The organism is Streptomyces sp. MS191, assembly GCF_008042125.1.
Lineage (GTDB): Bacteria > Actinomycetota > Actinomycetes > Streptomycetales > Streptomycetaceae > Streptomyces.
On record NZ_RDBI01000028.1, the window covers coordinates 13,893 to 17,130 of the forward strand.

At 71.0% G+C, this 3,238-nt stretch carries 4 protein-coding genes; 1 reads left to right on the top strand and 3 read right to left on the bottom strand.

Going from position 1 to position 3,238, the window contains the following annotated elements:
* A partial coding sequence (locus EAO71_RS03295; RefSeq protein ID WP_261991970.1) for a MarR family transcriptional regulator occupies positions 1 to 214 on the bottom strand: 214 nt, incomplete at its 3' end.
* Between the two features lie 305 nt (positions 215 to 519).
* A complete protein-coding gene (locus EAO71_RS03300) occupies positions 520 to 957 on the bottom strand; it encodes a VOC family protein (protein WP_147976250.1) in 438 nt (145 codons plus the stop codon).
* A gap of 336 nt (positions 958 to 1,293) precedes the next feature.
* Between EAO71_RS03300 and EAO71_RS03305 the strand changes: the two genes are divergently transcribed.
* Positions 1,294 to 2,094 (top strand): maleylpyruvate isomerase family mycothiol-dependent enzyme, encoded by an 801-nt coding sequence (locus EAO71_RS03305; protein ID WP_147976251.1) that lies wholly within the window; start codon positions 1,294 to 1,296, stop codon positions 2,092 to 2,094.
* Between the two features lie 296 nt (positions 2,095 to 2,390).
* Here EAO71_RS03305 and EAO71_RS03310 read toward each other — a convergent pair whose 3' ends face one another.
* Positions 2,391 to 3,050: a hypothetical protein gene (locus tag EAO71_RS03310; RefSeq protein WP_187282539.1), complete on the bottom strand. Its 660-nt coding sequence runs from the start codon at positions 3,048 to 3,050 to the stop codon at positions 2,391 to 2,393.
* Between the last annotated feature and the right edge of the window lie 188 nt (positions 3,051 to 3,238).

The following is a 3,238-nucleotide window of genomic DNA, read 5'->3' on the forward strand; positions in this document are numbered from 1 at the left end:
GGTCGGCGGGGTCGGCGGCGCTCTCGATCGCACCGGCCTCCCGGAGCCGTGCGACCGCCGTCGAGACGCGGCTCTGCGGCAGCCCCGTACGCGCCACGATCTCGCCGACGCTGGTCTCGCCGTTCGCCGCGATGTCACTGGCGACGACCAACGTGAGCCGGGCGCCCCCGTCACGCCCTGCGCCTTCGCCGGGCYCCGACTCGGGAACGTCCAAGACGACGAGACCGTGGCCGGTCGGAATTCGGGCGCGGCCCGAGGAGGACGGGACGGGCCTCTGCCTCGATCTCGCGTCAGGGGGTGGACGGAGTCCGCGACCTCTTCGCTTTCCAGGACACGAGGTCGCGAGTGGCGCCGCAGGAGTTCGTACGGATCAGGGTCCGCGGCCCTCGCCCGGTACTCCCCCCGGACGGCCGGCCGGGGCTGCCCCGGGGTCCGCGGTGGGTCGGCGCACGGCGTCGGACGCGGTGCGTCCGGCAGCTCGCCTCGTGCCGGCGCGAGGATGATTCACTCGATCGGCCGTCAGTTCTTCTTCYGTTCCTCGGCGAGCATCACGATGATGCCGCTGGGGCCGCGGACGTACGTCAGCTTGTAGACGTCCTCGTAGGTCGCCACACCGCGCAGCGGACGGCATCCGTGCTTCGCGGCCACCGCGAGGGCTTCATCGATGTCGTCGACCGAGAAGGCGACGCGGTGCATCCCGATCTCGTTGGGGCGCGTGGGCTCCGACTCGATCGCTTCGGGGTGGATGTACTCGAAGAGTTCGAGGCGGCCGTGACCGTCCGGCGTCTGGAGCATCGCGATCTTGGCGTGATTGCCGTCAAGGCCGACAGCCGTGTCGGTCCACTCACCACTGACCGTGTCGCGGCCGAGGACCGTGAGGCCGAGGTCGGTGAAGAAGGAGATCGTTGCTTCGAGGTCGCGAACGGCGATGCCGACGTTCTCAAGTTTGATGCCCATGCGTCGCATGCTAAGGCTGTCCCGTCATCCGCGGTGGGTCGGCGTGCGGCGTCGGATGCGGTGCATCGCCAGGTGGAGGGTCGACCTCGTACCGGGGCGTGTTCGGACGATCCGACAGCGCGGCGTGGGGGGGACCCCCGGCCGAAGGCTGCGGGGTGCCGCAGGCCAAGAGCACCCACAGGCACGACGCCTGGCGTACCGTCACCACCAGCGTCCTCGCAGCAGTGCGCAGCTTGTCACCCGAGCGGTGGGAGGCGAGGACGTCCGCAGTGGCCAGCCGGCGGCGACTGTGAAAATCACTGTCCGATCACCGGAGCGCGGTGATAGACACCTGGCGTGGAAAAGAATCTTGAGTTCCCCGACCTGTTGCGACTGATCGATGAACGGTCGACCGCCTTCCGCGCCGTGGTCGCCGCCGCGCCCGGTCTGGACGCGCAGGTGCCGACCTGCCCTGGGTGGACGCTGTTCGACCTGGTGAAGCACCTGGGTGGGGGAGACCGTTTCTGGGCCGCCATAGTCGGCGCGGGGCCCGCCGACGCTCCCCCGACCGAGGCCGTCGCCGCGCGCGCCGCGCTGGAAGTGCCGCAGGAGCGGGAGGCCCTGCTGGCCTGGCTGGACGCGTCGACGCGGCTTCTGCTGGACGCCCTGCGCGCGGCGGGACCGGAGAGCGGTTGCTGGACGTGGTGGCCCGCGTCGCAGTCACCGCAGACCGCCGGCGGTGTCGCCCGGCACCGGGTCCAGGAGACCGCGGTGCACACCTACGACGCCCAGCTCGCCTGGGGCGCCCCGCAGCCGCTGCCGGTCGAGCCGGCACTCGACGGTGCGGAGGAGTTCCTGTTCACCGTCTGCGCAACGCCGAGTGCCTGGCCGCACAAGCCCACGGCCTTCGACTTCCACGCCGCCGAGGGCCGCTCCTGGCGCCTCACCGTCGACGGCGACGGCGCACGCATCACCCGTATCCCCGCGCCCACCGCCGCGACCGGCGAGGACATGGACGCAGCCGGCGCCTCCGTCCATGGCACGGCCAGTGAGTTGGTCCTCTACCTGTACGACCGGATCCAGGCCGACTCCCTGCGCGTTGACGGAGACGCAGGGCTGCTCGACCTGCTCCGCGCCTGGGAGCCGGAGGAGAAGTAGGACGCGGACATGGTGGGGGGCGGTTGGCCGCTCCTCGAGCCGGTGAGCCACGACTCCTCGCCAGGTCGTCTGTCGCGGCACCGGGTTCGAACCCGCGAGGCGGCCTCGGGGCGTCACCAAGCCGACCGTCCACCGGGAGGGCAGTGCGAATCCGTCCGTCCCGGCGATCACGAGAAGTGACGCGACTGCCGTCGTCCCGATCCCCCACTCGTTCCACTCCTGCTCAGCCACGGTCGGCTCCGCCGGGAGGCGGTCGGCCTCCCGAGGCGAGGAAGTGCTCGGGCTCGGCGGGGCGGTCAGCCACGCACCTCGAGATCGATGTCGTGCTTCTTGAGGCACGCCACGTCGTAGGCCAAGATCGTGATCACGCCCTCCTCCGGCGGGTTCCGGTACTCCACGCTCATGCGCCAGCCGCGCTGCGAGAGGAAGACCTCGGCCACGCCGATTGCTCCGTCTCGGTTCGTGCGCTCGGTGCGCTTCGTCGGCTGTCGCCAGGCCCGCTCGCGCAGTTCAGCCACCAGCCTCTCGAAGCGGGCGAGGTCGACCGAGGCCTCGTCCGTACCGAAACCTTTGAAGGACACACCGCACGCCCGGGGCGAGCCTTCCGGACCGCGGTCCTCGCCGTACTCCGGCACGTTCGCCGGGACGCCCGCGTCCGCGACAGAGGTGTCCACGTCTGCCCGCACGACGCTCTTCGTCAGCGGTCCTGTGCCCTGAGGTCGCGGTGATGCCGGCGGCTTCGCGTCCCCCGCCCCGCCGTCGCCCGAGCCGCAGCCCGCAGCGGTGATCATGATGGCCGCCGCCACGGCGGCCCACTTCGCCCCTCGCACAGTCATCCCCTCCCAGGTCACAGAGCCCTGATCCCCGTGATCAAGCCAGGAGTGTGTCATGGGGCGACCCCTGYCGAAGGAGGAGGTCCCAGCCCAGCCGAAGGTCCGCCCGACGTCCATGCGCATGTCCGTGCTCAAGCGGTCGCTTCGTCGTTGTTTCATCCCGGTTTGGTCTGTTTGGTGTGCTTCTTCGGGTCAAGGTCGCGTCCATGATGTCGCGTCATGCCCGGCGGCCCGCCGCGTAGGACGGAACGGTCCGCCTCGAGCCGGCGCGAGGTCAGGCGAGCAGCGCGCGGAGGCGGGCGGCGTAGGCG